The sequence below is a fragment of the Amycolatopsis sp. NPDC051903 genome (genome assembly GCF_044452505.1).
GTDB lineage: Bacteria > Actinomycetota > Actinomycetes > Mycobacteriales > Pseudonocardiaceae > Amycolatopsis.
The window spans coordinates 14,363-40,616 of sequence record NZ_JBITBT010000050.1; the positions used below are offsets into that span (position 1 = coordinate 14,363).

26 protein-coding genes are annotated in these 26,254 nt (G+C 71.4%); 12 read left to right on the forward strand and 14 right to left on the reverse strand.

Translation table 11 applies throughout. From position 1 onward, the window contains the following. Positions 1-85: 85 nt before the first annotated feature. The 6 genes from ACIA77_RS47220 to ACIA77_RS47245 all read left to right on the forward strand — a co-directional run bounded on the left by ACIA77_RS47220 (position 86) and on the right by ACIA77_RS47245 (position 4,826). Positions 86-976 (forward strand): LysR family transcriptional regulator, encoded by an 891-nt coding sequence (locus ACIA77_RS47220; protein ID WP_395892747.1) that lies wholly within the window; start codon positions 86-88, stop codon positions 974-976. A gap of 188 nt (positions 977-1,164) precedes the next feature. After that, entirely contained in the window at positions 1,165-1,683 is a 519-nt protein-coding gene (locus ACIA77_RS47225; protein ID WP_395892748.1) for a lytic polysaccharide monooxygenase auxiliary activity family 9 protein, read from the forward strand. A 106-nt stretch (positions 1,684-1,789) separates the two neighbouring features. After that, a complete protein-coding gene (locus tag ACIA77_RS47230; protein WP_395892749.1) occupies positions 1,790-2,962 on the forward strand; it encodes a glycoside hydrolase family 64 protein in 1,173 nt (390 codons plus the stop codon). 76 nt (positions 2,963-3,038) lie between these two features. Then, a complete protein-coding gene (locus ACIA77_RS47235; protein ID WP_395892750.1) occupies positions 3,039-3,920 on the forward strand; it encodes a sulfurtransferase in 882 nt (293 codons plus the stop codon). Between the two features lie 10 nt (positions 3,921-3,930). After that, positions 3,931-4,227 carry a putative quinol monooxygenase gene (locus ACIA77_RS47240; RefSeq protein WP_395892751.1) on the forward strand — a complete coding sequence of 99 codons (297 nt, stop codon included), beginning with the start codon at positions 3,931-3,933 and terminating at the stop codon, positions 4,225-4,227. Continuing rightward, positions 4,227-4,826, forward strand: a complete 600-nt coding sequence (locus ACIA77_RS47245; RefSeq protein WP_395892796.1) for a TetR family transcriptional regulator C-terminal domain-containing protein — start codon at positions 4,227-4,229, stop codon at positions 4,824-4,826. Before ACIA77_RS47240 ends, ACIA77_RS47245 begins: the two co-directional genes overlap by 1 nt. On the opposite strand, the gene ACIA77_RS47250 is transcribed toward ACIA77_RS47245, so the two are convergent. Both ACIA77_RS47250 and ACIA77_RS47255 read right to left on the reverse strand, forming a co-directional pair. After that, complete coding sequence (locus ACIA77_RS47250; protein ID WP_395892752.1) at positions 4,816-5,943, reverse strand: mandelate racemase/muconate lactonizing enzyme family protein; 1,128 nt, start codon at positions 5,941-5,943, stop codon at positions 4,816-4,818. The genes ACIA77_RS47245 and ACIA77_RS47250 overlap by 11 nt on opposite strands. After that, positions 5,940-6,698, reverse strand: coding sequence for a creatininase family protein (locus ACIA77_RS47255; RefSeq protein WP_395892753.1), 759 nt, complete (start codon positions 6,696-6,698; stop codon positions 5,940-5,942). Before ACIA77_RS47255 ends, ACIA77_RS47250 begins: the two co-directional genes overlap by 4 nt. 41 nt (positions 6,699-6,739) lie before the next feature. On the opposite strand from ACIA77_RS47255, the gene ACIA77_RS47260 reads away from it, so the two are divergent. After that, positions 6,740-7,660 (forward strand): ROK family protein, encoded by a 921-nt coding sequence (locus tag ACIA77_RS47260; protein WP_395892754.1) that lies wholly within the window; start codon positions 6,740-6,742, stop codon positions 7,658-7,660. A 2-nt stretch (positions 7,661-7,662) separates the two neighbouring features. Here ACIA77_RS47260 and ACIA77_RS47265 read toward each other — a convergent pair whose 3' ends face one another. From ACIA77_RS47265 to ACIA77_RS47285, 5 genes are read right to left on the reverse strand one after another with little or no spacing between them, the layout of a single operon-like run. Next, positions 7,663-8,463: an ATP-binding cassette domain-containing protein gene (locus ACIA77_RS47265; protein ID WP_395892755.1), complete on the reverse strand. Its 801-nt coding sequence runs from the start codon at positions 8,461-8,463 to the stop codon at positions 7,663-7,665. After that, on the reverse strand, positions 8,460-9,254 hold the full coding sequence (locus tag ACIA77_RS47270) for an ATP-binding cassette domain-containing protein (protein WP_395892756.1): 795 nt from the start codon (positions 9,252-9,254) through the stop codon (positions 8,460-8,462). Before ACIA77_RS47270 ends, ACIA77_RS47265 begins: the two co-directional genes overlap by 4 nt. Beyond that, the gene (locus ACIA77_RS47275) at positions 9,251-10,153 is read right to left on the reverse strand and encodes an ABC transporter permease (RefSeq protein ID WP_395892757.1); all 903 of its coding nucleotides are present in this window, start codon (positions 10,151-10,153) and stop codon (positions 9,251-9,253) included. The genes ACIA77_RS47270 and ACIA77_RS47275 overlap by 4 nt, the downstream gene beginning before the upstream one ends. Then, positions 10,150-11,124 carry an ABC transporter permease gene (locus ACIA77_RS47280; protein WP_395892758.1) on the reverse strand — a complete coding sequence of 325 codons (975 nt, stop codon included), beginning with the start codon at positions 11,122-11,124 and terminating at the stop codon, positions 10,150-10,152. Before ACIA77_RS47280 ends, ACIA77_RS47275 begins: the two co-directional genes overlap by 4 nt. After that, positions 11,121-12,677 (reverse strand): ABC transporter substrate-binding protein, encoded by a 1,557-nt coding sequence (locus ACIA77_RS47285; protein ID WP_395892759.1) that lies wholly within the window; start codon positions 12,675-12,677, stop codon positions 11,121-11,123. The genes ACIA77_RS47280 and ACIA77_RS47285 overlap by 4 nt, the downstream gene beginning before the upstream one ends. 73 nt (positions 12,678-12,750) lie before the next feature. Here ACIA77_RS47285 and ACIA77_RS47290 point away from each other — a divergent pair, with 73 nt between their 5' ends. The 3 genes from ACIA77_RS47290 (at position 12,751) to ACIA77_RS47300 (ending at position 16,423) form a co-directional block, all read left to right on the forward strand. Further along, positions 12,751-13,569: an IclR family transcriptional regulator gene (locus ACIA77_RS47290; RefSeq protein ID WP_395892760.1), complete on the forward strand. Its 819-nt coding sequence runs from the start codon at positions 12,751-12,753 to the stop codon at positions 13,567-13,569. Beyond that, a complete protein-coding gene (locus tag ACIA77_RS47295) occupies positions 13,559-14,575 on the forward strand; it encodes a serine hydrolase domain-containing protein (protein ID WP_395892761.1) in 1,017 nt (338 codons plus the stop codon). Before ACIA77_RS47290 ends, ACIA77_RS47295 begins: the two co-directional genes overlap by 11 nt. Positions 14,576-14,785: 210 nt before the next feature. Continuing rightward, positions 14,786-16,423 carry a M4 family metallopeptidase gene (locus ACIA77_RS47300; protein ID WP_395892762.1) on the forward strand — a complete coding sequence of 546 codons (1,638 nt, stop codon included), beginning with the start codon at positions 14,786-14,788 and terminating at the stop codon, positions 16,421-16,423. A 771-nt stretch (positions 16,424-17,194) separates the two neighbouring features. On the opposite strand, the gene ACIA77_RS47305 is transcribed toward ACIA77_RS47300, so the two are convergent. Then, positions 17,195-17,554, reverse strand: coding sequence for a DUF488 domain-containing protein (locus ACIA77_RS47305; protein WP_395892763.1), 360 nt, complete (start codon positions 17,552-17,554; stop codon positions 17,195-17,197). An 85-nt stretch (positions 17,555-17,639) separates the two neighbouring features. Between ACIA77_RS47305 and ACIA77_RS47310 the strand changes: the two genes are divergently transcribed. Next, the gene (locus ACIA77_RS47310) at positions 17,640-18,230 is read left to right on the forward strand and encodes a hypothetical protein (RefSeq protein WP_395892764.1); all 591 of its coding nucleotides are present in this window, start codon (positions 17,640-17,642) and stop codon (positions 18,228-18,230) included. 32 nt (positions 18,231-18,262) lie between these two features. Here ACIA77_RS47310 and ACIA77_RS47315 read toward each other — a convergent pair whose 3' ends face one another. Next, positions 18,263-18,994 (reverse strand): TetR family transcriptional regulator, encoded by a 732-nt coding sequence (locus ACIA77_RS47315; protein WP_395892765.1) that lies wholly within the window; start codon positions 18,992-18,994, stop codon positions 18,263-18,265. Between the two features lie 95 nt (positions 18,995-19,089). On the opposite strand from ACIA77_RS47315, the gene ACIA77_RS47320 reads away from it, so the two are divergent. Next, positions 19,090-19,560, forward strand: coding sequence for a hypothetical protein (locus ACIA77_RS47320; RefSeq protein ID WP_395892766.1), 471 nt, complete (start codon positions 19,090-19,092; stop codon positions 19,558-19,560). Between the two features lie 530 nt (positions 19,561-20,090). Here ACIA77_RS47320 and ACIA77_RS47325 read toward each other — a convergent pair. From ACIA77_RS47325 to ACIA77_RS47345, 5 genes are all read right to left on the reverse strand, one after another. Then, positions 20,091-20,450 carry a transposase family protein gene (locus ACIA77_RS47325; protein ID WP_395892767.1) on the reverse strand — a complete coding sequence of 120 codons (360 nt, stop codon included), beginning with the start codon at positions 20,448-20,450 and terminating at the stop codon, positions 20,091-20,093. Between the two features lie 471 nt (positions 20,451-20,921). Beyond that, positions 20,922-21,302: a hypothetical protein gene (locus tag ACIA77_RS47330; protein WP_395892768.1), complete on the reverse strand. Its 381-nt coding sequence runs from the start codon at positions 21,300-21,302 to the stop codon at positions 20,922-20,924. Between the two features lie 142 nt (positions 21,303-21,444). Continuing rightward, positions 21,445-22,257, reverse strand: a complete 813-nt coding sequence (locus ACIA77_RS47335; RefSeq protein WP_395892769.1) for a DeoR/GlpR family DNA-binding transcription regulator — start codon at positions 22,255-22,257, stop codon at positions 21,445-21,447. Between the two features lie 186 nt (positions 22,258-22,443). After that, positions 22,444-24,135 (reverse strand): CoA-transferase, encoded by a 1,692-nt coding sequence (locus ACIA77_RS47340; RefSeq protein WP_395892770.1) that lies wholly within the window; start codon positions 24,133-24,135, stop codon positions 22,444-22,446. After that, complete coding sequence (locus ACIA77_RS47345; protein ID WP_395892771.1) at positions 24,132-26,240, reverse strand: acetate--CoA ligase family protein; 2,109 nt, start codon at positions 26,238-26,240, stop codon at positions 24,132-24,134. Before ACIA77_RS47345 ends, ACIA77_RS47340 begins: the two co-directional genes overlap by 4 nt. Between the last annotated feature and the right edge of the window lie 14 nt (positions 26,241-26,254).

Consider the following 26,254-nt stretch of genomic DNA (forward strand, 5'->3'; position numbering starts at 1 on the left):
CCACGCTAGGTTCGCCGAGACGATTACGTCCAACTCTTTGTCTGGATCTATTGATTTGTTTTGCTTCTCAGAGTTGGCTGGCGTGATGGACCGGACCGGACTCGAGTGCTTCGTGGCGCTCGCCGAAGAACTGCACTTCAGCCGGGCCGCGGAGCGCTGCCACATCAGCCAGCCGGCGATGAGCCAGCAGATCCTGCGCCTCGAACGCGCGCTGGACGTGCGCCTCGCTCACCGGAACAAGCGCACGGTCTCGCTGACGCGCGCCGGGGAGGTGTTCCTCAGCGAAGCGCGCAAGGTGCTGCGCCAGATGGACGACGCCGCCGCGCTCGCGTTGCGCACCGACCGCGGCGAGGTCGGGCAGCTCACCACCGGCGTCACCTCGCCGGCGCTCTACGTCGTGTACCCGGAGATCGCCGCGCTGTTCCGCCGCCGGCTGCCGAACGTCGGCCTCGTGGTGCGCGAGCTGACCACGGCGGAGCAGGAGCACGCGCTGCGCCGGGGCGACCTCGACGTGGGTGTCGTGCACCCGCCGCTGGACGACCCGAGCCTCGCGGTGGAGGAGATCGGGCGCGCCCCGTTCCAGCTCGCCCTGCCGGAGGGGCACCCGCTGACCGAGCGCGCCTCGCTCGAACTGGCCGACCTCGCGGGCGAGCAGGTGGTGATCTTCCCGCGCCAGATCGCCCCGCAGCTCTACGACACCGTGCTCCTGCTGTGCCGTCAGGCGGGGTTCAGCCTGAAGATCGCCCTGGAAGCCCACCCGGCGCAATCGATCATCGCGCTGGTCGCCGCCGGACTGGGCCTCGGGTTCATCGCCTCGGAGACCCAGCGCCTCGCCCGGGACGGCGTGGTGTACCGGCCGATCGACGGCCCGCGGCCCCAGCTCGCCATCGGGGTCGCCTACCACGCCGACGCGATCGCCCCGGCCGTGCGCACCTTCCTCGAAGCGGCGCGGGAAGCCGGCCGGTCGATGCGCTGAGCCACCGTTGCCAGATCACCGGCTTCCGGATCTTCTTTGCCAGTTGTTGACCAAGTTCGCCTTCGGAGTTATGGTCTAGACCACCACATCACCCTTCGCTCGCGCACCTCCCCCGGCGGCACGGGAAACCCGTGCGCTGCTTCGCCGTGCCCGCGTCCGGGAAGCGAGCTTTCCCCGAAGGAGCTGGTATGAAAGCGAACCGGAAGCTCATCGCCGGACTCACCGGTGCGGCGGTCGCTCCGTTGCTCGTCCTGGTCAGCCCCGCCGGCATCGCCAGCGCGCACGGTTACGTCAACTCCCCCGCCAGCCGGCAGGCGCAGTGCGCCCAGGGCGTGGTGGCGTGCGGCGCGATCAAGTACGAACCGCAGAGCGTGGAGGGACCCAAGGGCCTGCACAGCTGCGACGGCGGCAACGAGCAGTACGCCGAATTGAACGACGACAACAAGGGGTGGCAGGCCGCGCCGGTCGGCACCACGGCCACGTTCACGTGGACGTTCACCGCCCGGCACAGCACCGCCAGCTACGACTACTACCTCGGTGACGAGAAGGTCGCGAGCTTCGACGGCCACAACCAGCAACCCCCGGAAACCGTGACCCACCAGGTGGATCTGAGCGGCCACACCGGCCACCAGACCGTGCTGGCCGTGTGGAACATCGCCGACACCGCCAACGCGTTCTACTCCTGCATCGACCTCCAGGTCGGCTGACCGCGGCGGGATCCGTCGCGGGCGCGGCGGATCCCGCCGGGCCACCTCACCCGTCGCCGGCGAACGCCCGGCGGCCACTCCCGAGTCCCCACAGGAGGCGTTTTCCGTGATCTCCCGGCGAGCTTTCCTCGGCGCGTCCGCCGCGGCCGCGACCTTTCCCCTGTGGGGCAGAGAAATCGCCTCAGCGGCCACTCCGGACACCGTGCAGGTCGCGTTCGACGACAAGTCCGGCTCGGGCGCGACCTACGCGTACGTCACGGGAACCACCCCGGACAACCGGCTCGTGATCCTCAAAGCCGACGGCACGCCGTACTACCCGCCCTCACCCTCGGCGCCGCAGACGCCGCTCGCCGAAGACTGCGCCATCCCGGTGAAATCCCTGGCGCAGGTGAGTGTGCCGAAGATGTCGGGCGCGCGGATCTACGTGGTGACCGACGCGAAGCTCGACTTCTTCGTCAACCCCGGCCCGGCGATGGTGCACCCGAGCTTCGCGAACACCGCCGACCCCAACCACGACCGGAACTGGTCGTTCAGCGAGTTCACCTTCAACGACGACGTGCTGTTCGCCAACATCAGCTACGTCGACTTCGTCGCGATCCCGATGGGCCTGCACCTCACCACGACGGGTTCGGGCGACCAGACCGTGCCCGGGCTGCCCGCCGGTTCGCTGGGCCCGATCAGCGACGCGCTCGTGGCACAGGGCGGACCGTGGGCCGAACTGGTCGACGCCGGTCCGGACGGCAAGCCCCTGCGCGCGCTGTCCGCGGAGCACCGCGCCGACCGGTTCGCCGGCTACTTCGACGACTACATCGGTTCCGTGTGGGAGAAGTACGCCGGCACCGACCTCACCATCGACACACAGGTGCCCGGTCTCGGCAAGTTCTCCGGGCGCGTCGGCAGCGAGGGCAAACTCACCTTCAGCAACGGTGAGAGCTTCACGAAGCCCGCCACCGAGGACGTGTGGAGCTGCAACAGCGGTCCGTTCGCCCTGAAGGACGGCGACACGCAGGCCCGCAAGGCCTTCGTCCCGCGCCTCGCCGCGGCGCTGAACCGCACGACGTTGCTCGACAACCCGAACCAGCCGGACGGCGAAGACCCGGCGAGGTTCTACCGGAACGCCGTGACGAACCACTACGCCCGGATCGTGCACGGCAAGCTGCCCGACAACCGCGGTTACGCCTTCCCGTACGACGACGTCTCCCCCGGCCCGGACTTCAGCGGCGCCGTGCAGGCGGGTGACCCGGACACGCTCACCATCACGATCAACGCGCTGCGCTGACCCGCTCTCTCGAACTGTACTATATGGTACAGACAGACGGCGGGCACCGGATCCGCCGGGAGACGGGCCTGAGGCGATGCCACGCACGGATTTCCTGGTCACCACGCAGTGGCTGGCGGAGCACCTGACCGATCCGCACGTCCGGATCGTCGACATCCGCGGCTGGGTGCCGCCGCTGCCCGGCGAGGGTGAGCAGCCGGCCGGGCTGGGGTACGTGAGCTCCGCCGACGAGTACGCGCGGGGCCACGTGCCGGGCGCGGTGTTCGTCGACTGGACGCGCGACATAGTCGACCCGGACGACGCCGTGCCGGTCCAGGTCGCGCCACCACAGCGGTTCGCCGAGGCGATGGCGCGACTCGGGATCGGCGACGAGCACCTGGTCGTCGCGTACGACACGCATCCGGCGTCGACGTTCGCTACGCGGCTGTGGTGGGCGCTGCACTACTACGGCCACCCGCGCGTGGTCGTGCTCGACGGCGGGTTCGGCCAGTGGCAGCGGGAAAACAGGCCGGTGGACACCACCGCGCCGGCCCCCGCGCGGGCGGTGTTCACCCCGCGCCCGCGCCCGGAGCTGCGCACCACGGCCGACGAGGTGCTGGCCGCGCTGGGGAAACCGGACGTCCAGCTCGTCGACGCCCGCGACCCCGGCCAGTACTCCGGCGCGCTCGCCCGCCGCGGCAACCGGCCCGGGCACATCCCCGGCGCGGTCAACGTCCCGCGCGAGGATCTCGTGGACCTCGCCACCGGCACGTGGCGCGCGGCAGCCGAGCTCGAAGCCGTCTTCTCCGCGGCCGGCCTCGACTCCGGCACACCGGTCGTGGCCTACTGCAACGGCGGGGTCGCGGCCGCGTCCGTCCTCTTCGGACTCGCACTGGCCGGCTACCCGCTCGGCACGAACTACGACGGTTCGTGGAACGAGTGGAGCGCCCGCACCGACCTGCCCGTCGAAACCGCCTGAGGAGGCTGCGGTGGTCACCGAACTCGCGATCCTGACCGCGCTGCCCGGCGGCGCGGACGAACTGGGCCGCGCCATCGCGGCCGGGGTGCCCCACCTGCGACGGCACCCGGACTGCCGGTCCGTCTCGGTCAGCCGCTGTCTGGAGGAACCGGGCCGGTTCACGGTGTCGGTGGACTGGACGTCGGTCGAGGCGCACGAGCAGGGCTTCCGGTCGAGCCCGCTGTTCGAGCGGTGGATCGGCTCGATCGCCGGGCTGTTCGACCCCGCGACGCTCGACACCCGCCACTACGAGCCCTACCCCGCGTGATGCGCCCCGAACCGACCACGGCCCGCGGCCGCCGCACCCGCGAGAAGATCGTGACCACGGCGGCGCGGCTCATGCACGAACGCGGTCTCGGCGGCACGCCGCTCGAGGACGTGCTCGCCGAGAGCGGCACCGGGAAATCGCAGCTGTACCACTACTTCGGCGGCAAGCAGGACCTCGCCGTCGCCGTGCTGGAGCACCAGCTGGCGCGGGTGCTGGCGGCGCAACCGTCCCTTCAGGACGAAACGTGCACCGACCTGCGCCGCTGGCGTGACGAAGTGCTCGCCGCCGCGCGGGAAAGCCAGTACGGCAACTGCCCGCTCGGCGCGTTCGTCGGCCAGGTCGACGACGACGCCGAACTGCGGGCCACGCTCGCGCGCTTGTTCGAGCGCTGGCAGGACGCGATCACCGGGCTCGTCCGGCGCGCGCGAGCCGCCGGTGAGATCGCGCCCGGCACCTCGGCCGAGGACCTCGCCCTCACCCTGCTGACCGCGCAGCAGGGTGGGACGGCGCTGTCCCACCTGCGCGGGTCACCCGACGCGCTGGCCCGCGCGCTCGACGACGTGCTGGACCGGCACCGGGCGCCCGGAGTCACCCCGTGAGGTCACCCTCGCTGGCGTTCTTCGCGGCGTAGAAGGCCAGCTTCTCCTCGTCGACCTCCACGCCCAGGCCCGGCCCGGTCGGCACGCGCAGACGGCCGTCCGCCAGGTGCAACGGCTGGACGATGTCGTCGACGTGCAGGTAGTACATGCTGTCGATCGCGCGCGAGAGCACGGGCGTGCTGGCCACCACGGCGAGGTGGGCGGCCGTGGCGATGCCGAGCTCGCCACCGCTGTGCAGGTTCATGCCGAGCCCGAACGTCTCGCAGTGCGCGGCGAGCGCCTTCGTCGCCGCGATGCCGCCCCACTTGTAGACGTCACCGTGGATCACGTCGACGGCGCCGAGCCGCACGGCGGGCGCGAACTCCTCGAACCGCACCACGCACATGTTGGTGCACAACGGGATCCGCACCTTCGCGCGCACCTGGCTCATGCCCTCGATGCCCACGCACGGGTCTTCGAGGTACTCGAGGTCGAGCTCCTCCAGCGCGAGCCCGGCGCGGATCGAATCGGGCACGGACCACGCGGCGTTCGGGTCCACGCGCAGTTCCACGTCGGGCAGCGCGCGCCGCAGCTCGCGCAGGATCTCGACGTCGCCGAAGACGTCGGTGGTGCCCTTGAGCTTCACGGCCGTGAAGCCGCCCTCGGCCACGACTTTCGCCGCGTGCTCGGCCAGCCCCTGCGCCAGCTCGCGGCCCTGCGCGCCCGGCGCGTCGGCGCGGGTGACGAGCGCGGTGATCGGCACTTCCTCGCGCACCGGGCCGCCGAGCAGGTCGGTCACGCGCTGGCCCGTCGCCTTGCCCATGACGTCCCAGCACGCGACGTCGAGTGCGGCCAGCGCCGCGTAGCCGAGGTAGCCGTGGAAGAACGGCACCATGTGGTGGCGCCGGTGGAACGCCTCGAGCGCGAACGGGCTCTGGCCCACCAGTTCGGCGCCCAGCTGCCGCGTGAGCTCGGCGACCGGACGGCCCCACATCGTCTCACCCCAGCCCTCGACGCCGGTGTCGGTGCGCAGCCGCACCACCGTGCGGGTTTCGCCCGTCTTGGTCTCGAACGAGCTGGTGAACGGGTTGGTCAACGGCAGGTTCACCACCTGCACGTCGACTTCGGTGATCTTCATGCCTCCCCTTCGGTCGTGGCTTGGTGGTGGGTGGCTTCGGTGGCGCTGTCGAAGGCGCGGATCGCCCCGGCCAGCGCCGCCACCCGCCGGTCGAGCAGGTCGGTGCCGCGGTCGGCGGTCGCCGTCGTGGCGTCGTCGGTGCTGCCGCCGGCGCGGGCCCACTCGCCGTGGCGTTCGACCGTGAGCCCCGGGTAGGGCGGCCGGTCGAACAACGGCGGCGGGGTCACGTCGGGCCGGGGCGCGGGTTCGCGCACCAGGTCCGGGTTCGCGGCGAGCATCAGCGACGTCTCGAACAGGCCCGCGTGGCCCGGCGGCGCGGCTTCGCCGAGCGACCAGTACGAGCAGGCGGCCAGCGCGACGTCGGCCTCCAGCGCGTACTGCTTCACGGCCAGGCGCATGATCTCGTCGTTGCCGCCGTGGCCGTTGACGATCAGCACGCGCCGGAAACCACTGCGCACGAGCGAGTCGAGCGCGTCGGCCAGCACGGCTTGCAGCGTGGCGGCCGAGAGCGACACGGCCGCGGCGAACAGGTGGTGCGGGCTGTGGCCGTACGGCAGTGCGGGCAGCCGGACGACCTGCGGATCACCGTCGAGCCGGGCGAGCGCACCGTCGACGACGGCCTCGGCCAGCATCGTGTCGGTGCCCATCGGCAGGTGGGCCGCGTGCTGCTCCTGCGAGCCGATCGGCAGCAGCGCGATCGCGGCGGGCGCGGCCGCACGCACCTCCCGCCAGGTCATCCGCGTCAGTTCCGGCATGTGGGCTCCCCTCGAAGCGCTTCGCGTGGCATCGTGACCGCATGAGTTCCGGCGAACGACCGGCGCTGCGGCTGGTGCGAGCGCCCGAACCCGTTCCGCCCGTGCTCGGTGCCGTCGAGCTGGTGCCCGGGCGGGTGCGCGCGGCGCTGCTCGACCTGTCCGGCACCGTCCTCTGGCGCGCCGAAGCCGTGTTCCCGCGCGGTACGGCCGACCGGGCCGAGGTCGACGCGGCGCTGGCCGAGGCCACGCGCTTCCCGGATCCGCCCGCCGGCGTGGGGGTGGCGGCCGCGGGTCTCGTCGACGCCGGCGCCGGCGTGATCATCGAGCTCAACGAGGTGCCGGCCCTGCACGGCTACCCCGTCGCGGCGGTGCTCGGGGACCTGCTGCACGTACCCGTGCACGTCGAGCACCGCGCGCGCCTGCAGGTCCTGGGCGATCGCTGGTTCGGCCCCGGCGCCGGCCGCACGACGTTCGCCTCCGTGTCGACGGGTGAGGTACTCGGCGTCGGCGTGCTGTACGACGGCGAGGTGCTCGCCCCACCCGGCGGGCGCAGTGGCGCGCACATGACCGTGGCCGCCAGCGGCCGCCCGTGCACCTGCGGCGCGCGCGGGTGCTGGAAAACCGTGGCGACCACGCCGTGGCTGCGCGAGGAAGCGGAACGCCGCGGCCTGGCCGGGCGCACCGTCCGCGCCCTCGCCGGCGATCCGCTGCTCGACGAGTACGCGGGCAACCTCGCGCTCGGCCTGGTCAACATCCAGCAGCTGTTCGCCCCGGGGCTCTTCGTCCTCCACGGCGAAGCGGCCGAAGGTGGCGAACCGTTCCGCGCCCGCATCGAACAGCGCCTGCGCGAGGACTCCTCGTGGGCGAGGAGCGCCGAACCCCCGCGCGTGCTGGTGAACCCCGGCCCGGCCGACGACATCGCGTTGCTCGGCGGCGCGGGCCTGGTGCTGTCGAAGCACTGAAGTCACGAGGCCACCCTTCGCCGCGCGCGCCGTGGATCCGGGTCCGGCACGGCGTCGAGCAGCGTGCGCGTGTAGTCGTGCTCGGGCGCCGCGAACAGCTGCTTCGCCGGCGCCAGTTCCACGATGCGACCCGCGCGCATCACGGCGACGCGGTCCGCGATCTGCTGCACCACCGCGAGGTTGTGCGACACGAACACGTACGTCAGCTTCAGCCGTGATTGCAGTTCGCCGAGCAGGTCGAGCACCTGCGCCTGCACCGAAACGTCGAGTGCACTCGTCGGCTCGTCCAGCACGACCAGGCGCGGTTCGAGCGCCAGCGCGCGGGCGATCGAGATGCGCTGGCGCTGTCCGCCGGAGAACTCGTGCGGGTAGCGGTCCTGCAGCTCCGGCGCGAGACCGACTGCATCCAGCAGTTCGCCGACGCGGGCCCGCAGCCGCGTGCGGCCACGGCGGCCTCGCAGGTCGCCCTGGTGCGTGATGAGCGGTTCGCCGACGATCTCGGTGACGCGCAGGCGCGGGTTCATGCTGGAGTACGGGTCCTGCAGCACCACCTGCATCTCGCGGCGCACCGCGCGCAGCCGGGCGCCCGAGAGCGTCGCCAGGTCGGCGCCGGCGAAGCGGACGGTGCCCGCGGTGGGTTCTTCGAGCCGCAGCAGCAGCCGGGTCAGCGTCGTCTTGCCGGAGCCGGATTCGCCGACCACGGCGAGGGTTTCGCCGGTCACCACGTCGAGGTCGACGTGGTCGACGGCGGCCAGCGCACCGTAGTCCTTGCGCAGGCCCCGGATCTCGGCCAGGTTCGTCATACCCGCTCCAGCTTCGGTGTGGCGCGCAACAGCTCGCGCGTGTACTCCTCCTGCGGCGCCTCGAAAACCGGCAGCACGTCGCCGGTTTCGACGACGCGCCCGGACCGCATCACCACGACGCGGTCGGCGACCTCCGCCACCACCCCGAGGTCGTGGGTGATGAGCACGACCGCCATGCCGTGCCGGCGTTGCAGGTCCACCAGCAGTTCGAGGATCTGCGCCTGCACGGTCACGTCGAGCGCCGTCGTCGGCTCGTCGGCGATCAGCACCCGGGGCCGGCCGACCAGTGCCATCGCGATCATCACGCGCTGGCGCAGCCCGCCCGAAAGCTGGTGCGGGTACTGGGCCGCGCGGCCCTCGGCGTCCGGGATGCCCGCCTCGCTCAGCGCGGACACCGCGGCCCGGGCCGCCTCCGACCGTGAGGCGCCCTGGTGCCGGCGCACGACTTCGGCGACCTGCGCGCCGACGCGCTTCACCGGGTTGAGGCTCGTCATCGGGTCCTGGAACACCATGGCGACGTCGTTGCCGCGGATCCTGCGCAGGTCCTTTTCGGACAGTCGCAGGACGTCGCGGCCGTCCAGCCGCACCTCGCCGGCGGCGTAGACGCACGGCGGCTCGGGGTTGAGCCGCAGCAGCGACAGCGCGGTGGCCGTCTTGCCGCTGCCCGACTCCCCCACCACCGCCAGCGTTTCCCCTTCGTCCACCGCGAAGCTGACGCCGTCGACGGCCGTGACCGTGCCCGTGTCCAGCCGGAACTCGACCCGCAGGTCGCTGATCTCCACGAGGCTCATGAGCGGTACGCCTTCGGGTCCGCGACGTCGCGCAGGACGTCGCCGGTGATGTTGACGGCCAGCGCGGTGATCATCAGCGCGATGCCGGGGAACACGGCCACCCACCACGACGTGCCGAGGTACAGCTGGCCGTCGCTGAGCATGCCGCCCCACGTCACGGTCTGCTTGGGCACCCCGAGGCCGAGGTAGCTCAGCGACGCCTCGGCCACGATCGCCGCGGCCACGTGCAGCGTGCCGATCGTCGCGAGCGGCGCCATGACGTTCGGCAGCAGGTGCCGGCGCATGATCGCGAGGTCCGTTACCCCGATCGCCCGCGCCTCGGTGACGAACTCCCTGGTACGCAACGAAAGCACTTCGGAGCGGATCACCCGGGCGTAGGAGACCCAGCCGGTGAAGCCGAGCACGAGGACCACGTACCACAGCCCGGAGCCGAGGAACCCGACGATCGCGAGCGCGAGCAGGATAGGCGGGAACGCGAGCTGGATGTCGGCCAGGCGCATGAGGATCCGGTCGAACCAGCCGCCGAGGAACCCGGCGACGAGCCCGATCACCGCGCCGACGATCCCCGCGAGCAACGCCGCGCACGCGCCGACGAGCAACGAAATCCGGGCGCCGTAGCACAGGCGCGACAGGATGTCGCGGCCGAGCTGGTCCGTGCCGAGCAGGTGGCTCGCGTCGCCGCCCGTCTGCCACGCCGGCGGGTGCAGGCGCACGAGCAGGTCCTGCGCGCTCGGGTCGTAGGGCGCGATGAGCGGCGCGAACACCGCGACCAGCACCATCAGCACGAGGACGGTCACGGCGACGGCGCCCAGCCGGTTGCGCAGCACGGCGCGCACGGCACTGGGCCGGGCGGCCGGAGCCGCGGCGGTGTTCGTGGCAGCGGTGGTGATGGCAGTCATGAGGTCACCCGCACCCTGGGGTCGAGGATCGTGTAGGACAGGTCCACCAGCAGGTTCACGACCACGAACGTGGCCGCGAAGAACAACACCGCGGCCTGCACGAGCGGGAAGTCGCGGTTCTGGATCGCCTCGACCGTGAGCCGGCCGAGGCCCGGCCACGAGAAGACCTGCTCGGTGAGGATCGCGCCGCCCAGCAGCGAGCCGACCTCGAGGCCGACGACGGTGACCACGGGCAGCGCGGCGTTGCGCATGCCGTGGCCGAGCACGATGCCGCCGGTGCCGAGCCCCTTCGCCTTGGCGGTGCGGATGAAGTCCGAACCCAGCACGTCGATCAGCGATGAGCGCAGCAGCCGCGCGATCACCGCTACGGAGTACACGGCGAGCGTGACGGCAGGCAGGATCAGGTGCGCGATGCCGCCGTACCCCGACGCGGGCAGGATCTTCAGCTGCACCGCGAAGATCAGGATCAGCAGGATCCCGACCCAGAAAGCCGGAGTGGACTGTCCGACCAGGACACCGGCCATCACGCCGGAGTCGCCGGCGCGGCCGCGGCGCAGCGCGGCGAACGTGCCCGCGGGCACGGCCAGCACGAGCGCCACGAGCAGCGCGGCGCCGGCCAGCTCCAGCGTCGCCGGGACGCGGGAGAACAGGACGTCGGTCACCGGCTGGTCGTAGACGAGCGAGTTCCCGAGCTGCAGCCGCGGCAGGCCGGCGAGGTAGTCGAGGTACTGCGTGATGAGCGGGCGGTCCAGCCCGAGGCTCGCCCGCAGCGTCGCCTCCTGCGCCGCGGTCGCGTCGGGCGGCAGGATGAGCTTCACCGGGTCGCCCGAGAGCCGCACGAGCAGGAACGCCGCCGTGGCCACGAAAAACAGGACCACGATCGCCGTGAGCACCTTCGTCACGACCACCCGCAGCACGCCGGCGCCGGCTCGCGCGGGCGGCCGCGTGGCGGTGGTGACCGGCGCCGTCACGGGGTCACCTTCGCCGAAGCCATGGCGAGCACGCCGACGACACCGGGCTGCCACGTCGGACGGGTGTTGACCGCGTAGGTGTTGTCGATCTGGTAGAGGAACACGAACGGCGCCTCCTGCTTGAGAAGTTGCTGCAGCGACGTGAAAGCCCGCTGCCGGTCGGCGGGTGCGAGGGACAGTTCTTCGGCGTCCACGAGCCGGTCGGCTTCGGCGTTGTGCCAGCGGCTCTGGCGCCGGTCGTGGCGCACGTTGGACTGCACGAGGCTTTCGGCGTCGAGCGTCCAGCCGGTGCTGGCGGCGAGGTAGATCGGGCCGAGCGCGCCGCGGTTGCTCGACGTCAGGCGGCTCGAGTACGTGCCGGTGTCCACGAGATCGACGCGCGCCCGCACGCCGGCCTTCGAGAGCAGTCCGGAGATGGCCTCGGCGACGTTGGAGTCGGCCGTCTGCGCGGTGATCGAGGTGTCGAACCCGTCCGGGTAGCCCGCCGCGGCGAGCAGCCGCTTGGCTTCGCCGACGTCGCGCGTGTACGGCGTGATCGACGGGTCGAAGCCGAACGACTCGCGGGGGAACATCGTCGGCACCTCGCGCGCCTTGCCGTCGAGCACCGCCTTGATCAGCAGCGGCACGTCGACGGCGTGGTTGAGCGCTTGGCGCACCCGCACGTCCCGCAGCGGTCCCTGCGTGGTGTCGAGCGAGAGGTACGACGTGCGGATGCCCGGGAAGTGGCGGATCTCCACGCCCGGGTAACCCTGGATCTGCAGCGCGGCGTCGGGCGTCAGGTTCGCGACGATGTCGACCTCGTCGCTCTGCAGCGACGCCAGCGCCGACGACGGGTCGGGCATCGGCAGGAACACGAGCTCGTCGAAGGCGGGTTTCCCGCCCCAGTACGCGGGGTTCGCGCGCATCCGCAGCTGGTGGTCGCGCTGGAACTCCTCGAACGTGAACGGCCCGGTCCCCACTGGGTGTTTCGCGAAGCCGGCCGACCCGACCTTCTTGAGGTAACCCGGCGGCACGGCGACGCCGCCGAACAGCGAGACCTTCGCCGGGATGATCGGGTCGGGCTGGCTGCAGCGCAGGTCGACGGTGAGCGGGTCGACGGCCACGGCGTGCTTCACGTACCGCAGCTCGACGATCGGCGATTTCGTGGCGGGGTCGAGCAGGCGGTTGATGCTGAACGCCACCGCGTTCGCATCGCAGGGCTCGCCGTTGTGGAACTTCACGCCGGGCCGGAGCTTGAACCGCCAGGTCAGCGGCTCGGGTGAGGACCAGGACAGGGCCAGGCCCGGCTTCAGCTGGTTGTCCGGACCGCGGGTGGTGAGCGTGTCGAAGAGGTTGATCAGCACGTTCATCGAGAACAGGTCGCCCTGTTTCTGCGGATCCAGGATCTTGGGATCCGCGGTCTGGGCCACGCGCAGGACGTTTCCGGCGGGGCCGGTCGTGCCCGCGGCGCTGCCGCAGGCGGTGAGCAGGCCGGGCAAGGCGAGTGCAGGCAACGCGAGGCTGCCGAGCCGGAGGGCGTCGCGGCGGGACAGGCGGGGACGCGGTGGGGCCACGGGGAGCCGGCTCCTTTCGCTTGGTGAAATGTCGTTCCGTCACATGGAACGGGATTGCGCTAAGGTAGGCCTCGTGAACAAGGCTGTCAACGACTCGGCTCGCGCCCGGCCCGAGCCCCGCGGCGCGGTGGAGAAGGCGCTGGAAGTGCTGGCGACGCTCGCGCGCCCGGGCGGCCCGCACCGGCTCGCCGACGTCGCGAAGGCCTGTGACCTGCCGAAACCGACCGCGCACCGGATGCTGCAGACGTTCGCGGACGCCGGGTTCGCGGTCGGGACGGGCGGCGCGTACGACGTCGGCCCGCGGTTGCTCGGGTTGTCGGCGGCGGCGCTGGCGGGCAGCCGCGTCGCCCGCGCCGCGCGGCCGGTGCTCGTCGACCTGCGGAAGCGGACCGGGCTCACCGCGCACTTCGCCGTGCGGCACGCCGATCAGGCGGTGTACGTCGAGAAGGTCGAGCCGGAGCAGGCGTACCGGTTGAACACGCGCCCCGGCGGCGAGGTGCCGCTGTACTGCACGGGCGTGGGGCGCGCGATCCTGTCGCGATTGCCCGCCGCGGAGGTGACGGCGGTGCTCGATGCCGCGCCACTGAAGGCGTGGACCGCGAAGACGCAGACCGACCCGGCGGCGATCCGGGCCGATCTGGCCACTGTGGACAGTCTGGGGTACGTGGTCGACGACGAACAGCACGAAGCCCACGTGCGATGCGTGGCCGCTCCGGTGGTGTCCGGCGACGGGGCGGTCGCCGGCGCGGTGAGCGTGGCGGGGCTGACGTTCACGCTGCAGCCGGACGCGTTCGCAAAGCTCGGCCCACTCGTCGCCGAGGCGGCGAACCGGATTTCGGCGAAGCTGGACAACGCTTCGACGCCGCTGCACTCGGTGTCCGATGAGGACTGAACTCGCGGGGATCCTCACCCGGGGCCGGGAAAGCGGCGTTTACTCGGCCGCGGCGTGGTCGGTGGGCACCGCCGGCGGCGTCCTCGACCGGGGCTTGCTCGGCACCCGCTGGCACGGCGGCCCGGCCGTCACCGAGGACAGCCGGTGGGATCTCGCGTCGGTGACGAAGCCGATCGCCGGGCTCGTCGTCGCGGCGCTGGCCGAGCGGGGGTTGCTGGACTTCGACGACCCGCTCCCCCGCTACCTGCCGGCGTACGCGGGCGGCGACAAGGCCGGGATCACTGTGCGGCAGCTGCTCACGCACACGTCGGGACTGCCCGGCGGGACGCCGTTGTGGCGGCAGCACGCGACGCGGGACGCGTTGCTCGAAGCGATCCGGACGGGACCGTTGCGGTCGGCGCCGGGAACGCGGGTGGAGTACTCGTCGCAGGGGTTCATCTTGTTGGGACTGATCGCGTCGGTGGCGGCCGGGGTTCCCTTGGACGAGCTGGTGGCGGATCTCGTGTGCCGGCCCGCCGGGCTCACGTCGACGAGCTTCGGACCGGCCTCGAACGCGGTGGCCACTGAGGACTGCCCGTGGCGCGGGCGGGTCGTGTGTGGACAGGTGCACGACGAGAACGCCGTGGTGCTGGGCGGGATCTGCGGGCACGCCGGGCTGTTCGCGACGCTCGGCGACGTCGAGCGGCTCGGGCAGGTGCTCGCGGCCGGTGCGCCGGGGTTGCTGAAACCCGCTTCACACCAGGCGATGATCGCGTGCCACACCTCGTCGCTCGAGCTGCGGCGCGGTCTGGCGTGGCAGGGTCTCGACGTGCCGGGCTCGCCCGTGGGCACGGCCCTCGCGCCGGATGCGTACGGGCACACGGGGTTCACCGGCACCAGCCTCTGGGTCGAGCCGGGCCGTGGGCGTTATTACGTGCTGCTGACCAACCGCGTGCACCCGTCGCGGTCGGTGCCGGGAATCGACGTGGTGCGCCGCGAGTTCCACGACCGCGCGGCGATGCTGTGAATTGAGCTCCCACATCCTGGGAGTTCGCGGCCGTCGGGATTCGTTGGCGGAGAACGACTCCCGTTGGTCGATGTCCGTTTTATTCGGTTTCCACCCAAGGGCTGGACCCGGTTCCAGTCCCTACTTTCGGCGCTTCTCGCTTTCCGGGCGAAATCCGAAACTTTCTGCACGGGCCACTCGGGTTGGCCCTCTGTGCGGAAGGTAGACCGTATGTCTTCGAAACGGCTGGCCGTGCTGGCGACAGCAGTGACGGCTTCGTCGATCCTCGTGGCCGCCGGTGGCGCCGCGAACGCGGCACCCCAGCAGACCGGCCAGGTGAGCACCGACTCGCAGGGTCGCGTCATCGCCGTCCAGCCCGCGGCCCCGCTCGCCGCGGCCCGGGGGCTGGCCGGCACCGCCGCCGCTGCGGCGCAGTCGCACACCGCGGGCCTGGCCGAGCAGTTCGGGGTTTCGATCGGCGACCTCGCGCTGACCAGCGTGCAGTCCATCCCCGGAGGCAGCATCGCGCGGCTGCAGCAGAACGTCGCCGGTGTCCCGGTCTACGGTGCGCAGATCGTGCAGGACCTCGACAACAGCGGCGCGCTGATGGCCGCGCTGGGCAAGACCACGCAGCACACGCGGGGTGCCTTCCCGGCCGACGCGAAGTCCGCTCAGGACCGTGCGGCGAAAGCGGCGTACGGCGCGGTTGCGGCCAAGGAAGGCGCGGCTGCCGCGGATCTGAAGACGGGCGCCGAGAAGGCGTACTGGTACGACGCGAGCCTCGGCGGCGACGGTGCGAGCGCCACGGCCGTGCCGACCTACTTCGTGCCGGTGTCCGGTGTGGACCCCGACGACAAGTGGACGGTCGTCGTCGGCGCCGACAGCGGCCAGGTGCTGCAGCTCTGGGGCGAGACGAAGGCCGCCACCAACCGCGTGGTGTGCGACGCGAACCGCAAGGTCGTGGACCTCGACGTGGCCACGCTGGCGGACCTGCGCTGCGGCATCGGCACCGCGTTCAGCGCGACCCGCAGCGAGGGTCAGGCCGCGGTCTCGACGGCGGACGTGAACAGCGTCTACGACTTCTTCGGCGAGGCGCAGGACTTCTACTCGAAGTACGCCTCGTACGACCTGACGAGCAACATCGGCGCCGACTACCACGACGGCAAGGGCAAGGCGCTGCGCGGCACCGTGCGCATGTGCGAGGTCGAGACCGAATCGGACGGTCGCCGGCACACGCAGTGCCCGTGGGCCAACGCCTTCTGGGAAGGCGAGCAGATGGCCTTCGGTGAGGGCGTGACCACGATGGACATCACCGGCCACGAGCTCACCCACGGCGTCACGCAGCACACGTCGCAGCTGGGCAACGGTTATGCGGGCGCCCTGAACGAGGGGATGTCCGACGTGCTGGGCCAGTTCATCGCCATCAAGGCGGGGGACGCCAACGTGCAGGGCGCGAACCGCTGGCTGATGGGTGCGGGTTCGTCGATCGGGCAGGTGCGGGACATGAAGAACCCCGCGAACTCCGGCGAGGGCCCCAGCCCGGACCGCGTCAACGGCCAGTACTGGGTCGGCCCCAACGGCGACCCCCACATCGACGCCGGCGTCGTCGACAAAACCGACTACCTCATCACTGACGGCGCCACCTTCAACGGCCAGACGGTCCGCGGCATCGGCGAGGACAAGGCCATCGCGCTCTGGTGGAAGGTCGAAAACCTCCTCCGCCCGACGTCCACCTTCCGCGACCTCGGGGTGGCCCTGAACTCCGCCTGTGCGACCAACGCCCGCACCGCCGTCGCCGGCACCACCACGGCGGACTGCACGCAGGTCGCCAACGCGGTCAAGGCCACGCAGCTGAACCTCGCCCCGTAGGTCACCCTCACCCCCGCCGCTGCCGGCCCCTGCCCCGGGCGCCGGCAGCGGCCTCTCTCGTGTCGCAAACCTGCCAGCACCCCCTACCCCCTTCTGTGACGATCGTCATGACGACCCGACCGGGAGGTGGTGCCCATGCCACAACACTCGTTCGTCGAGCACCGCCCCTGCGTTGCCGAACACCCACTCGCCGCGCCGGTGGGCAACAGCCTTTGTGCGCAACTCACCCTCACGCGTCCGGATCGCACCATCCACTCAGCGCTTCTGACCGCCCACCCGTCCGACAACCACCACCCCGACGGCGCCAATCACACATCCGGACGGCCCCTCAGCACCGGATCGCGAGCGCAACCCACCACCGCCTGTCCAGATCACAACATCTGTTTAGCTCTTCCCACCGCTGAACAGCTCAGCCGCCGCCAGCGCGACGCTGCCGAACCCTCGCCCGACCAACCCCGTAGCGCCCGAGCGCGAGTGGAAATCACCGTCGCAAGTTCAGGTCACGACGTCCGCTTAGCGCGTGTTGCCGTGCAGCGGTTCAGCGAGCACCCTCCCCACGGTGCCAAACGCCCACCCAACCGACATCACGGCAACCGAATGCGAACACAGCCCGACACCGCGCGTCCAGATTGCGACATCCGCCCAGCGCTGTGTGCCGCTCAGCGGTTCGGCGAACACCACGGCAGTGGCGCCGAACGCCCACCGCGCCGACGCCGCGGCGACCGAAGGCGAGCGCAATCCACCACCGCCTGCGCAGATCGCGACAGAGGTTCAGCGATCCTCGTCGTCCAGCAGTTCGGCGAGCACCGCCGCCTGGCTGATGTCCAGGGCTTTCGTCGCGGTGAGCAGGGTGAGCGGGCCCTTCGCGGCGAGCGCGCGGAGGTCGGCGAGGGCGTCGGCGGCGGGGCCGGGCTCGGAGAGCTCCGCGTGGTAGCGGCGGGTGAACTCGGCGAACCGGTCGGGGTCGTGGCCGTACCACTTGCGCAGCTCGGTGGAGGGCGCGACCGCCTTGCACCAGTCGTCCAGGGCAGCCTTCGCTTTGGCCAGGCCGCGCGGCCAGACGCGGTCGACGAGCACGCGGGTGCCGTCGTCGGGGCCGGCGGGGTCGTAGACACGGGCGATGCGGACCATGGGGCCATTGTCTCCCAGGCGCGGCCCGCGGTCCACCGGCGCCACCCAGGAGTCCACTGTGGATAGCTCACCGGCACGGAACCGCGTGACGCCGCGGGGCGAGATCGTCGCGATCCCGCTGCGCGGCGCCTGGACGGGCAACCGCGGCATCCTCCACTCGGGACGGCAGATCGTCCGCACCCACGCGAGCGACCTGTGGCTCACGTGCCGCCTGGAGTTCCGCGGGCGGTGGCGGGAGCAGTGGCTGCCCCGGCGGTACACGCACCTGTTCTTCCACGACGAGGCCGTGTCGTTCGCGGCGGGACACCGTCCGTGCGGCGAATGCCGCCGGGAGGACTACGTGCGCTATCGCGACACCTGGGCGCGCCTCCTCGAAGTCCCGCCGCCGTCGGCGCGGGCGATGAACCGGCAGTTGCACACCGAACGCCTGGCCGGGCGCCGGCGCCGGCTGCACGCGATGCCGTGGCGCGACCTGCCCGACGGCACGTTCGTGCTGCTCGACGACGTTCCGGCGCTGGTCGTCGACGGCGGGCTGACCGAGTGGACCACCAGCGGCTACGGCACCCGCCACCGGCTCCCGCACGAGGGGACCGCTCAGGTGATCACCCCACCGTCGACTCTCGCCGTGCTGCGGGGCGGATACCCCGTGCAGATCGACCCATCCGCCCGGCGTTGACCTGCGAGTTCACTCTATGGCACTGAGTGCACTTACGTGTCGCTCTCCGGGAAAGCGGCACTGAGCCGGGCCATGACGTCGGGCAGCGGCGTGGCGGTGCTCAACACGGCGACGACCGTGGTCTCGCCGTCCACCTTCGCCGGCCGGAAAGCCTCCCCGACCAGCGCGAACGCCCGCGCGGCACTCGCCGCGATGTCGTCCTTGCCGCCACTGCGCAGCCAGCGCCGCAGCACGTGGTTGTTGGCCGCCGCGATCGCGGCGGCGGCGACGGCCGCGCGCAGGCTCGCCATCACGTCGCCCCGCTCGGCGAAGCGGCCCTGCAGGTAGCGGGCGAGCACGCGCTGGTAGCGATCGACCGTCGCGACTTCCTTGTCCCGCAACGAAGGCACGGTGCGGGTGAGGGTGAAGCGCTTGAGCGAGACGTCCAGGTCGGCGGCGTAGTAGTCGAGCACGAGACTGACCGTCTCGCAGGCCACCTCGACGGGGTCGCGCGCCGGGTCGGCGTTCTCGAACGCCTGCTCCATCTCGGTGACGATTTCGTCGTGGTTCGCGAAGAGGACGTCGTCCTTCGTGTCGAAGTACCGGAAGAACGTGCGGCGCCCGACGCCCGCGGCCGCGGCGATCTCGTCGACGGTCGTCGTCTCGTAGCCGTTGGCCGTGAACAGGTCCACCGCCGCCGAGGACAGCGCCCGGCGCAGCTGCCGTCGGCCGGCGGGCGTCGCCCCGACCCGGGTGGCCGGCACGCGGCGCGGCGATTCCGTCATGCCCGCAGACGGTAGCAGGCCCCCTTGCTAGTGGCACTGAGTGTCGTTAGACTCTCGGTCAGACCTCGCGCACCCCAGACCGGAAGGCGTCGACGATGACACTCGACCAGCACCTGTCGCCGACCGACACCGTCGCGCTCGCCGACCACCCCCACGATCGCTTCGACGCCTACTACGGCCGGCTCTTCGGCTGGTCGGTGCGCCGGCAGGACAACCGGCTCTTCCTGGCCCTCGAGAACGGCCTCTGCGCCGTCACCCTGCCCAAACTCGCGGCCGGTCCCGTGCTCCGCCACCTGGACGTCACGGGTTGCCAGGGTCCCGTCCTGGTCCTCCCCACGCCGCACGGCCCGCGCGTCGCCATCCTCGCCGAGACCGACGGCCTGGTCCCCCCGCGCGCCACCCTGCCCCCGGACGCCGACCTCCTCGACTGCGGCGCCCTCGTGCCGCTGCCCATCGGCCCCGGCCTGCCCGGCATCTCCGCCGAGTGGCTCACCGCTCCCGACCCCCGCCAGCGCTGGCTGCCCAGCCTGAGCGCCGTCCTCGCCGCCATCCGCATCCGCCACTGACCCCACGGCCACCACCCGGACAGCCTCTCTCCACCGCCACACCCCTCCACGGCGCGGATTGCCACGACAGCCGCCGAACAACGGCACGACCAGAAGACTCAGCGGACGAGCGCCCCCATGAAAATCCCAGGCCAGCGAACAAATTCCCGCGGCCCCGCGAAAACCGTTGCCCGCGCCCTCCCAGGCAGGGTTCCGGCAAAGTCTTTGTGTTGTTTGGGTGGGTTTTCCGGGCAGGGTGGGGGCTGGGGTGGGGTTGCGGGTCATGTGGCGTGGTCCGGCGGGGATGTTGGTCCGGCTGGTGTGGCGTAGGGCGCTGGTGGTGGGGTTGCGCGGGCTGGCCATGACGCGGGGTGCGGTGCCGGCGCGGACGCGGGAGGCGTCGCCGGTGCAGGTGACGTCGCGGACCGAGTGGGACGAACGTGCCCCGCAGGGACGTCCCGTCCACCGCGATCGCTTGCGGCACAGTGCCAGGGCCGAGTTCGGCGGGATCCTGCCCAGCCGGCCAGCGACTGATCGCGTCGTCGAGAGCGTCACCGTTGATCCGCCCGCCCACCCGGCACACGGTCGCCTCGCCCGGTGCCGCACACCGGCCCCGCCGCGGATCGAACCGGGTTCCCCGGCAGCGCCAGCACCTGCGGCAAGGCATCCGCGGCCCACTCCCCGATCGCGGCGAAGGACCGTGCTCCGGCCGCCACCGCCACCGCGGCCAACACCAGGACCGACCCGACCCGGTGTCGCACACCACACCGATGCCGCGGATCAGGGACCCGATCCAGAAACTCACGCAGGCCAGCAACCCCGCCCGAATCCCCCTCAACACCGATGAGCACGCCCAGACGATCAAACACGGCAGGGATCAGGCACGCTGACCCAGCGGGCACGGCACTCACACGATCATGGGACTTCGACAATCACATGATCAACACAGACCACGCCCGCCCTGCAACCAGCTCCACCAGACATGCCCCCGCCCTCCCGAGGGGGGCGTCCCCATCCCAGTCTACCGTTGCCAGGCACCAAAAAGTGGCCTGCGCGGAATCTGTGGACAACTTCGGCGATCAGCAGTGACCTGTGGACAACGGCGAACTCATGAGGCAATTACCGAGTACCGTTCCTGCCGCGATCCGGGGCCACCGTTGAGGCGCGACGACGCGCGGAGGCCTGAGCGTCGCGGGTGGACGAGCGGAGACTCGAGCGTCGCCCGTGGAAGTGCCGAGACTCGGCCGTCGGCTGGTGGCGGTGCAGAGACGTGACCGCGGCTGCGGATGCCGCAGAGACCTGGCCGCGGCCAGCAGACGCCGCAGACACCTGACCGCCGGATGGGGCGGGTTGGCTACCTCTGCCGAGCGGGCAAACGACGGTCAACGGCTGACGGCCAGCTGTCCCCCGAGCACCTCGGCGGTGAGGTTCACCAAGGCGTCCACGCCGGCGACCAGACCCTCGATCTCCGCCCAGCGGCGGTGGTCGCGGTCCGGGTCGGGGGCGAGGGCGGTGTCGACGAGGAGCAGGAGGGTGTCGATCTCGTAGGCGAGGTCGGCGAGGCGCAGGAAGGGCACGTGGTCCGGCGCGGGGCCGGCCCCGGCGGCGCGGGCGCACGCCGCGTGACCCAGGCTGCGGCAGACCTCCTGCAGCCGCGCGCGGATCTCCTCCTTGCGGGCCCCCGCCCGCGGGACGCCGGTGCGGATGTTCCAGGCGACCGAGAGGAGGCAGCGCCCGGCGTCCTCGAGGGAGGTGTTCGTCACCGGGTGAGTCTGGGAGATCCGGGGCCTACCCCCGTCGTTCGACACGCGAGAGCCACCGGATCGGGTGACGCCAGGCCGTTGGGTCCTTTATGGACAAACACGTGATGTCGGAAGAACACCATCAGCTGGCGGACAAGCACCACTAAGCGATCGCGTGGTTCTTTTCCACGGGTACCGTGATCACCTCGACCCCGTTTTCCCCCAACGCATCGCGGTAGCGCCCGGGCAACCGATCGTCGGTCACGAACACGTCGACGTCGCTGAGCGAACACGCCCGCACCATCGCCGAGGTCTCGAACTTGTCCGAGTCGGCGAGCAGGATCACCTCGTCGGCGACCTCCACGAGCGCGCGCTTGGACACGGCGTCGAAGTGGTTGCCGCAGTACACGCCCTCGCCGGTGAGCCCCGACGCCGCGAGCAGCAGCGTCCGCAGCCGCAGCTCCCCGATCGCCGCCACCGTCATCGGCCCGGCGAACGACTGCGAGCCCTGGTGCAGGGTGCCGCCCAGGCTGATCACGTCGAAGCCTTCGCGCCCCTGCAACGTGTTGATAACCGGCAGCGAAGCCGTCACCACCTGCAGGTTCAAGCCCGGCCGCAGCAGCTGCGCGACCTCGTGCGTGGTGGTGCCGGCGTCGAAGGCGACCGCGCCGGACTCGGGCAGCAGCTCCAGCACCTTGCGCGCGATGGCCTTCTTCGCGTCACCGTTGCGCGCGGTGCGGGTGTGGAAGTCGGTGCCGCCGATGGCCGCCGCGGGCAGCATCGTCACGCCGCCGTGGACGCTGCGCATCCGGCCCTCCCCCATGAGCTGGCGGGCGTCGCGGCGGATGGTCATCTCCGAGACGCCGAACGCGTCGGCCAGTTCGGCGACGGTGCAGAAGCCCTGCGCCTCGACGAGCGCGACGAGTCTGCTCCGGCGTTCCTGTGCGGGAGACAGCTGGGTCTCGGGTGGTGCCACGGGTTCCTCCGGTCGGTCGCGGCGGCCCCGTCACCGTGAGGGGGCCTGCCGGATCCGTCCGATGTTAACCAGCACCAATTCCCGAACACCAACACCGCGGGTCACGCGGCGCGTGGACGGATCGTACGGCGATTGGTACTGGGCCATCGTTTTCTGACTCCTCTCGAACAGGTGGTGGCTGGTTCTTCACACCGGAAGGCGGCCGAGGAACGTGCGTCCGGGGTCGTAGCCGCGCAGGCGCTCGAGGTCCGCGGCGTCCGGTATCGGCTCGGGCCGGCAGTCGGCGGCGACACCGAGGGGGAATCCCGTGCGTTCGACGATCCGGCGCAGCGTCGCGTCCCGGTCGGTTCCGGGCTTCTCGACGTAGCTCGTGATCACGTAACGGCCGTTCCGGCGTTCGAGCACACCCTCCGACGTCACGATCGCCGACACGCGCCTGCCCGGCACCGTCACGTAGGGCACGGCTTCGACCAGCCGACGCGGCGAGTGCTTGACCACGGCGACGACGTCATCGGCCGCGGACGCGACGTCGTTCGCCCCGCCCGAGCCGACCAGGAAACCGCCGTCGGCGCCGACAGTCGAGTTGATGTTGCCCTCGGCGTCGATCTGACCCGCGCCGAGCACTCCGATGCTGGACGTGCCGGGGCCCGCCATGTCGCGCCCGAGCACCGTCATCACGTCGGTGAGCTGCAAGCACGTCGGGAGGTTTCGGCCGGCGAACAGGTAGGGATCACCCGGCTGCGGTTCGAATCCGGACATCCCGAGTTCGGCGGCCAACTGCACAGGCGAACCGGCCGCACGCAGTCGCGCGACCGCGACCCACGCGGCCAGGTGCGCGAACCCGATCCCCGCCAGCGCGACGTCGTGGCCCGCCACGGTGATCCGGTCCCCGACGACCCGGGCGGCGGTGAGCGTCATCCGCTCTTCGACCGTCGGCCCCGTCGCCAGGGAAGGCGGCCACTCGACCGGGCGACCCTCGCGCAACGTGCGCAGCCGGTCCTCGCCGAGGCGGGCCAGGAAGTCGTCGTGGTCGCGGACGCCGGTGATCCACTTCTTGGTCCACCGCGCGAGTTCGTCCGGTTCCGCGGCGGCCGCGCGTAGTTCGTCCATGAACTCCGCGTCCTCGACGTACCCGCCGACCCCCTCGAGACCCACCGGCTGCAGGCCGTAGGGGTGGGAACCGAACGGCGTGTGGCACACCGCGCGCACCGCGTGTGCGGGAACCATCGGCAACGAGTTGTGCCGCCGGATGAACGCGTCGTCCACGATCTCCTCGACGCACGCGATCACGCCTTCGCGGGCCGCGAGCGAACCCCACGCGCCCTCGCCGTAGGGCGGCGCCAGGATGACGTTGCCCGCCGGGTCGGCGGCGAGTCCGTGCAGCAGCAGGAGGTCGGGGCGCAGCGCCGTGACCACCGGCGAGATCGTGCCGTCGGGCCCGATCTCGTGGTAGTCGCGGCCGGCGTGCTCTTCGGCCATCGAACTGCCCGCCAGTGAGCGCACCGGCAGGAACGGCACCCCGAGCGCGCCGGCCATCAGGCGCGCCGTGAGGGTCCAGATCGACCAGTTCTCGATCTCCACGGACCCGTCGGCCGACGCCCGCTGCAGCACCGGGTTCGGGCGCGGGCTCGGGAAGTTCTCCCCCGCGTACGCCACCGTCAACCGGCGCACGAGGCCAGCGGCGACGAGCGCGTGCTGGGTGTTCACGAACCCGTGGGCGCTGATCCGGAACTCGGGCGTGGTGCCCGTGAACCGCCGGATGATCTCCGCGACCGCCGCGTTGGGCCGGCCGCCGTTGTAGGCGAAGTGCAGGAACGCACCGGGGCGCACGAACTGCTCGACGGCATCCGCGAGCGGCAGGACCTTCGACGCACTCATGCCGTGGTCTCCACGATCAGGAGCGCGTCGAGCGCCACGACCCCGGCCGCGACGGCCTTCACCGGGTTGATCTCCAGCGTGAACTTTCGCCACGGCAACGCGGCGGCCAGCGCCCCGAGGTTCGCGACGAACCCGCCCAGCGCGGCGAGGTCCACTCCGGACACGAGCTTCGGCGCCCGTTCGAACAGTTTCAGCTCGCGGATGTGCGCCACCGCCGCTTCGGGCGTGACAGGCGCGCGCATCAGCACCACGTCGTCGAGCGCTTCGGCCAGCACTCCGCCGACCCCGACGCTCACCATCACCCCGAACTGGTCGTCGGTGAACGCGGACACGAGGAACTCGGTGTCCCCGTCGGCCATGCGCTGCACGAGCATCCCGTCGAGCGCGACGCCGTCGGTCTCGGCGCGGGTGGTGATCGTCTTCCACGCCGTGGCGAGCTCCTCCCGGTCGGCGACACCCAGTTTGACCAGCCCCGCCGCGTACCGGTGGGTGACCTCGCCGGTGACGCCCTTGAGCACGAGCGGGAACCCGAACCCCGCGGCTTCGTCGATCGAGTGCGCGTGGATCCCGTCGACGACCGGCAGGCCCGCCGCCGTCAGAAGCGGACGGCACCGGTGCTCCGCCACGACCGCGGGACCCGTAATCGCCCACTCGGCGACCAGGGACGTCACCTGGTCCGGAACGGCCGCGTCCGCCACCGCGGAGTCTGCGGTGTGCGGCCGGTACCCGCCGAGGTGACCGAGAGCCCGCGCCGCCCGGTCGTGTTCCGGGAACGCGTAGATCCCGAGGGAGGCCAGGGAAGTCAGCGCCTCCTCGGGAGCGAGGGGCCAGCTCACGCACATCGGCTTGTCCGTCGCCGAACGCAACGCCTCGACCGCGGCCACCACGTGTTGTGCCCGATGCCGCATCGCCTGTGCGAGGAACAACACTCCGTCCACCCCGTCGTCCGCCGCGAGCGCAGCCAGGGCAGCAGGCAGCTGGGCCCGCCACTTCTCCTGGTAGAACGACTCCGGCGTCAGGTCGGTCGGATTGCCCACGGCCGCGAGCGGTGTGAGTTTGGCACCCGCCGCCTCCACCGTGGCCGCTGCCAGCCGCGGCACGGCCACGCCGCGCGACACGCACTGGTCCGTCGCGAGCACACCGCCCCCACCACCGGTCGTGGTGATCGCGATGCGGCCACCCGCGCCGAGCTGCTCCGGACGCAAAGAGCTGAACAGCGAGCACACGTCCAGCAGCTCTTCCAGCGACCGCACCAGCGTGACCCCGCAGTCGCGCATCACGGCGCTGAACACCTTGTCGACACCGGCCAGCACCGCGGTGTGCGATTTCGCAGCTTCCGCGCTCTCCGCCGAACGTCCGCCTTTGAGAATCACCACAGGCTTGTGTGCCGCGTGTGCTTCTTTCAACGCCGCGACGAGCTTCGGCCCGTCCTGCACACCTTCGAGGTAGGCGGCGATCACGCGGACACCGTTGTCGTTCGCGTAGTGGTGGATGAAGTCGGCGGCCGACACCACGGCTTCGTTGCCGACGCTCACCACGTGTTGGAAACCCCACCCGGCGCGTGCGGCGAGTGCCATCGACGCGGCGGTGATCCCACCACTCTGGCTCACCATCGACACCGTGCCGGTCAGCATCGTGTCGAAGTCGAACAACCCCGAGCTGTAGGTGGCCGTGAGTTTGGTACCGGTGTTGATCAACCCGAGGCAGTTCGGCCCGCACAGGTTGAAGTCCGTTTGCGCACATGCCGCCACCAGCCGGTCCTGCAGCGCCCGGCCCTCGGGCCCGGACTCCGCGAACCCACCGGCCCACACGACACCGTTGCGGATGCCGGCCGCGCCGCACTCGGCGACGAGCTCCACCGCCCGGGCCGCCGGAACCGCGAGGATGGCGAGGTCCGCCACCCCCGGCAGCTCGGCGACACTCCGGTAGGCCGGCAGACCCGCCACCGTCTCGGCCGACGGGTGCACCGGCCAGATCTCACCGGTGTACCCGAACTTCAGCAGGTGCCGGATCGCCGTACCACCGATGTTCCCCTCCCGGTCGGACGCGCCGACCACCGCGACGCTGCGCGCGTCGAGCAGGCCGCGGATGTCACGAAACCGCACTGGGTTCACCCTTC

What these genes read in the sequence shown, in the direction of transcription:
- ACIA77_RS47220 (WP_395892747.1), top strand. Translation starts at nt 86, where the DNA reads ATGGACCGGACCGGACTCGAGTGCTTCGTGGCGCTCGCCGAAGAACTG.
- ACIA77_RS47225 (WP_395892748.1), top strand. Translation starts at nt 1,165, where the DNA reads ATGAAAGCGAACCGGAAGCTCATCGCCGGACTCACCGGTGCGGCGGTC.
- ACIA77_RS47235 (WP_395892750.1), top strand. Translation starts at nt 3,039, where the DNA reads ATGCCACGCACGGATTTCCTGGTCACCACGCAGTGGCTGGCGGAGCAC.
- ACIA77_RS47245 (WP_395892796.1), top strand. Translation starts at nt 4,227, where the DNA reads ATGCGCCCCGAACCGACCACGGCCCGCGGCCGCCGCACCCGCGAGAAG.
- ACIA77_RS47250 (WP_395892752.1), bottom strand. Translation starts at nt 5,943, where the DNA reads ATGAAGATCACCGAAGTCGACGTGCAGGTGGTGAACCTGCCGTTGACC.
- ACIA77_RS47255 (WP_395892753.1), bottom strand. Translation starts at nt 6,698, where the DNA reads ATGCCGGAACTGACGCGGATGACCTGGCGGGAGGTGCGTGCGGCCGCG.
- ACIA77_RS47260 (WP_395892754.1), top strand. Translation starts at nt 6,740, where the DNA reads ATGAGTTCCGGCGAACGACCGGCGCTGCGGCTGGTGCGAGCGCCCGAA.
- ACIA77_RS47265 (WP_395892755.1), bottom strand. Translation starts at nt 8,463, where the DNA reads ATGACGAACCTGGCCGAGATCCGGGGCCTGCGCAAGGACTACGGTGCG.
- ACIA77_RS47270 (WP_395892756.1), bottom strand. Translation starts at nt 9,254, where the DNA reads ATGAGCCTCGTGGAGATCAGCGACCTGCGGGTCGAGTTCCGGCTGGAC.
- ACIA77_RS47275 (WP_395892757.1), bottom strand. Translation starts at nt 10,153, where the DNA reads ATGACTGCCATCACCACCGCTGCCACGAACACCGCCGCGGCTCCGGCC.
- ACIA77_RS47295 (WP_395892761.1), top strand. Translation starts at nt 13,559, where the DNA reads ATGAGGACTGAACTCGCGGGGATCCTCACCCGGGGCCGGGAAAGCGGC.
- ACIA77_RS47300 (WP_395892762.1), top strand. Translation starts at nt 14,786, where the DNA reads ATGTCTTCGAAACGGCTGGCCGTGCTGGCGACAGCAGTGACGGCTTCG.
- ACIA77_RS47305 (WP_395892763.1), bottom strand. Translation starts at nt 17,554, where the DNA reads ATGGTCCGCATCGCCCGTGTCTACGACCCCGCCGGCCCCGACGACGGC.
- ACIA77_RS47315 (WP_395892765.1), bottom strand. Translation starts at nt 18,994, where the DNA reads ATGACGGAATCGCCGCGCCGCGTGCCGGCCACCCGGGTCGGGGCGACG.
- ACIA77_RS47320 (WP_395892766.1), top strand. Translation starts at nt 19,090, where the DNA reads ATGACACTCGACCAGCACCTGTCGCCGACCGACACCGTCGCGCTCGCC.
- ACIA77_RS47340 (WP_395892770.1), bottom strand. Translation starts at nt 24,135, where the DNA reads ATGAGTGCGTCGAAGGTCCTGCCGCTCGCGGATGCCGTCGAGCAGTTC.